This is a genomic window from Arsenophonus sp. ENCA, assembly GCF_002287155.1.
Classification (GTDB): Bacteria; Pseudomonadota; Gammaproteobacteria; order Enterobacterales; family Enterobacteriaceae; genus Arsenophonus; species Arsenophonus nilaparvatae.
The window spans coordinates 1-5,191 of sequence record NZ_NHNG01000400.1; the positions used below are offsets into that span (position 1 = coordinate 1).

The window sequence follows — 5,191 nt, forward strand, 5'->3', positions numbered from 1 at the left end:
TTTGACAAACTTACGTTTGGTGTGAGAAGGCGATTCCAGTTTGCGAGTAAATACGGTCATAAAAGATCTGCGTTTAAAACGAATAAAGCAAATTTTAATCGATAACATGAGCTTTTGCGACAGCCTCTATAGAGGCTGTCGCAAAAGAGGTAGTATCATGTTTTTAATGATTTCAATATTTTGATTTTAAAGAAAAAATTAAATTATTTTTATTGTAAATACCCCTTTTGCGACAGCCTCTATAAAGCGGGGTTAACACTGTAAAGAGTAAAAATTCAACGACGCTAAGATAGTTATATGCTTGAAAAATAAATAGATACATGATACCTAACTGAAAAGCACCGACTAGCATATAAAGTAAAATAATTTTCAACGACAATCCACGCCAGCGTAGAAAAGGTAAAAAAACCATTGTCGCCAGAGCAACCCGAACTAAAACAGCAAACCAACTATCAACTTGGCCTGCTAAATATTCGCCGATTAAACTAAAAGACGCTGCCCACAGCAGCGTCGTAATAACTAACAATCCCATGGTCTGTCTCTTAGTAGATTAATGCTCTTTATCAATCAACAAAGCTTCCATCAAATCAAGATCTAATAATAGTGTTCGCATGGTTTCATTACTGATCTCTTTCGTTGCACGTAAATGATATAACTCTGCCCGCTCGGCTCGTAACGCCGTTAAACGAAAACGACGCTCCAAATCTTCTATTAACAAATTATGCTCCATTTCATCCTGACCGGCAGTTCTACGACGCAGATAACCAGTAACACGGGAAGCAACTTCATTAATAACGTCAGGATCTAGCGCTTCTTGAGCATCGGCCGAAAGGCGCTCTTCCATTTTATTTAAGCTGACAATAGCCACTTCCGCCATCGCCGCTTTTGCCATTCGCATCTCATTAATATCTGCCAGTTTGTCACCCACTTTAAAGTTATGCAATAAAAGCGGCAAAGCAAGCACGCCAATAAAAATCGATAGCATAATAACCCCTGCGGCAATAAAAACTAACTGATAGCGAGCGGGGAAAGGAGTACCATCGGTAAGAAATAGCGGTATGGAAAGGACACCTGCCAAGGTTATCGCTCCACGTACTCCGGCAAATGACGCTAACCACAATTCACGATAAGTATAAGAAGCAAATTGTAACGGCCGTTTTTTTAATAACAACCGACTAAATCGCTTCATCAACCATAACCAACTAAACCTTAACAATAATAAAGCGGTATAAATAATGAAAACGGCGACAAATAGCATCCAGGTTTCAACACTAGGATCAAGCTCGGCTTGAATAACAGATGTTTCCCAGATACCCGGTAACTGTAATCCAAGCATGATAAAAACTAAGCCATTAAAAACAAACTCCAGCATCGACCAAACATTATCCGATCTTAACCGCATGGCTAGTGGTGCATTGCGAATGACACCAGCTTTACTGATGGTCATGCCCGAAGCAACAGCCGATAAAATACCAGAAAAACCAATATGTTCTGCAATAAGATATGAGGCAAAAGGTAATAATAACATTAAGATCATCTGGGTTGCCGGATCATCACCACTCCAGCGACTCATAATGCGCAGTGATTTACTATAAATCCAAGTCACTGCAATGCCTATCAATAAACCACCGACAGCAACTTTAAAAAATTCAAGGGTGACACCAGATACAGTAAAGATCATAGTTCCCATAGCAATGGCGACAGCAAATTTTAGTGCCACCAAGCCGGAGGCATCATTCATCAGTGCTTCACCCTCTAACACACTCATCATCCGCTTCGGTATTCGACCTCGACCGACAATTGAGGAGAGTGCCACCGCATCAGTAGGAGAAAGAACTGCCGCCAATGCAAAAGCCGCAATAAGCGGGATACCTGGTAACAGCCAATAGATCACGTAACCTATTCCAACTACCGTTACCAATACTAAGCCTAAAACTAAAATAAAAATTTCACGTCCATTTTGAAAAAATTCACGTGTTGGAGTTTTCCAACCATCAACAAATAATAGCGGCGGGATCAGCAGAACCAGAAAAAGCTCTGGGTCAAAATCAACATGTAAACCAAAATGCGGCCACGCTAACAATGCTCCTATCGCAATTTGCATAATAGGCAACGGTATACGAAACGGAATAACTTTTGTAATAACGCCAGATACTGAAACCACCAAAATCAAAATGAGGATGGTAAAAAATATTTCCATATTATCCTTACTTATAAGTCTGAGTTATAAGCCGAGCAAAGTATTATGCTTAACAGATATTGATATAAAATAAGACTGTGCTAGAGAAAAAATGAGCTAACCGTCGTAAAACTACTGTATTTCGCCATATTCTATCCTTAACAACAAACTATCAGTGACAATATTTTTGACTTTAAGATTAATCTTATCAGTTAACTTTATATTCCATTTTACGTTGGAATTAACATCAACGTCTTGTATCTTGAAAATTGGTTAAAATAATTACGATTAGATTTGGCAAGGTGTATGCAGCCCGATTCCGCCATGGGTTCATAGCCCGAAAATAAGCGACTGGCGCATACACTGAGCCACTCATCTTAAACCCGAACAGTTGTCCGTAATTCATAACGTATTTGCAAGGATGGGTAATAATGAGTCAGCCAAATCCACTTTGTGTGGGAATTGATGTTTCTAAGACGACACTGGACATTGCTGCCAACAGTGATGTTGTTCAGTTTACGGTCAGTAATGACTCCGACGGTTTTGATGCCATTACTGATGAATTGAAAAAACATCCGGTAACGTTGGTTCTGATGGAGGCCACTGGTGGACTTGAGACTGCCGTGGCCTGCTCGCTTCAGGCTGAAGGCTTTGACGTCGTGGTGGTCAATCCCCGACAGGCTCGAGACTTTGCGCGCGCTATGGGCTATCTGGCAAAAACGGATCGTATTGATGCACGGGTGCTTGCACAAATGTCGGAGGTCATTAATCGACATCCAAAGCGGGAACGCTTTATCAGAGCTATGCCTGATGTGGAGCGTCAGATTCTTGCTGCGATGGTGGTGCGCCGGCGCCAGCTTACAGCGATGTTGGTTGCTGAGCGTAACCGACTGGATCCCGTTCATCCGCAGAGCAGAAAAAGTATCAACATCATAATCAAAGCACTGGAAGATGAACTTGCCAGAATCGATGAGGATATGAACAGCCACATAATGAACCACTTTAAAGATCTGGCTGGCAGACTGAGCAGTATTAAAGGAGTTGGTACAATGACGGTTGCCGCGTTGCTAGCGGAAGTTCCAGAACTGGGTAGTCTCTCGAGGCGCGCTATCAGCGCGCTTGTAGGTGTTGCCCCCATAAACCGGGACTCGGGTACTATGCGGGGCCGGCGAACCATCTTTGGTGGATGAGACGGTGTACGAACAACGCTTTATATGGCCACCCTTGTCGCAACCCGCTTTAATCAGGTGATAAAAGCTTTTTATACGCGGCTGCTTGCAGCGGGAAAAGCCAAAAAGGTCGCGCTTGTTGCCTGTATGCGCAAACTTCTGACGATCCTAAACGCGATGCTCAGAAAGGACGAAGAATGGGATGAGTCGTATCATCACGTTACTCCATAATTTTAGCTTTCAAGACAGTTGCTGATGTACTACCTGATAGGTTAATAACGCTTAATGTCAGCAACAATCAACTAACTCACTTACCGGATAAATTGCCTGATAGATTAATAGCCCTTAATGCTAGTTACAATCAATTAACTCACATACCCAATCAACTACCTGAGGGGCTAATTGACCTTACGGTTAATCACAATCAATTGACAGTTTTACCAAATAATTTACCGGTGTCTTTAAAGTATCTGGTTATAAGCGATAATCAATTTAGTCAGTTATCTGACAAATTACCTGATTCTTTATGGTATCTAACGGCTAATAATAACCAACTAATTAGATTGCCTGATAACTTGCCTGCTTCTATCAAGTATCTTGCGATAGCTAATAATCAACTCACTGAGTTGCCAAAGCATTTACCAAATGAATTAATTGAGCTTACCGTCAATAATAACCCTTTAGTTGCTTTACCTAATACTTTACCCGATACATTAAAAAATCTTATCGCGCATACTGCCCAATTAACGGCATTGCCTGATTATCTACCAAATAATTTAACTGTCCTGGATGTTTATGCTAATCGATTAAGTAGGCTTCCCGCTAATTTACCTAATTCATTGATGTCACTGAATGTCAATTGTAATCAGTTGAGCGATTTACCAGAGCATTTACCGGATAGTATAAAAATACTTGATGCCAGTAATAATCAGTTAACTCGCTTACCTCTTAGCATGCCAGGTATGTTAGAAAGTCTTTATCTACGTAATAACCAATTAATGGCTTTGCCGAATTCGCTACCTGACAAATTACAAAATTTGAATGTTAGCAGTAACCAACTCCATCCGTTACCCGACAATTTGCTTAAAGCCCTAAAGTATTTTTACATTTGTTACAACCAACTAACGGAGCTGCCTGATAATTTATTAGGCTTGGATGTTGATGGTAACCAGTTAACAACGCTGTCTAATCATTTACCAAGCAAATTATCTGAAATTATTGTTAAGAATAATAAATTAGTGGCGTTACCTGACAATTTGCCAAGTAAGTTAGAATACCTCACTGCCAATAATAATCAGTTGACGACTATACCTGATAATCTAACAAACACATTAAAATATATTAATGTTAGTAATAATCAATTAATTATTTTGCCTGATAACTTACCGGCTAACTTAAGGCACCTAGATGCTCATAATAATAAATTGCAAAAGTTACCAGTTCGTTTACCACATGCTTTAGCTGTACTGGATATTAGTGACAATAAGTTGCCAAATTTGTCAGTTAATTTGCCTCGCTTTTTAGTTAAACTTGATATTAGTAATAATCAATTAACGGCATTGCCCAATAATCTGCCTAACGATTTGACCACCCTTAATGCGAGTAAAAATCAACTGCTCGCACTACCTGACCATTTGCCGGCCAGATTAGTGGATCTTAAAATTGATCATAATAAATTATTCTATTTACCAGACAATTTAGTTTTCCTTAGTGTTTCATAAAACTAGTTGCTGAATAGAGACTTGCATTTTTTGTCACGCTATTGAGAATAAAAAGAGGTTTAACTTAGAGAATAAAGGTTTGAAATGATCAACAAAGAGCGGCTGTTACGAGATAATCGTTT

General features: G+C 39.8%; 2 protein-coding genes and 2 pseudogenes. 2 read left to right on the top strand and 2 right to left on the bottom strand.

Translation table 11 applies throughout. From position 1 onward, the window contains the following. Nucleotides 1-241: 241 nt before the first annotated feature. Together CBG25_RS10520 and CBG25_RS10525 are read right to left on the bottom strand one after the other, a co-directional pair. A pseudogene (locus CBG25_RS10520) lies at nt 242-532 on the bottom strand (DMT family transporter); the annotation flags it as partial. A gap of 18 nt (nt 533-550) precedes the next feature. Further along, nucleotides 551-2,200, bottom strand: coding sequence for a Na+/H+ antiporter (locus tag CBG25_RS10525; protein ID WP_290606527.1), 1,650 nt, complete (start codon nt 2,198-2,200; stop codon nt 551-553). 410 nt (nt 2,201-2,610) lie between these two features. Here CBG25_RS10525 and CBG25_RS10530 point away from each other — a divergent pair. Further along, nucleotides 2,611-3,579 (top strand): annotated as a pseudogene (locus CBG25_RS10530) (IS110 family transposase). A gap of 92 nt (nt 3,580-3,671) precedes the next feature. After that, nucleotides 3,672-5,069 carry a hypothetical protein gene (locus tag CBG25_RS10535; RefSeq protein ID WP_290606529.1) on the top strand — a complete coding sequence of 466 codons (1,398 nt, stop codon included), beginning with the start codon at nt 3,672-3,674 and terminating at the stop codon, nt 5,067-5,069. The last annotated feature ends 122 nt before the right edge of the window (nt 5,070-5,191 follow it).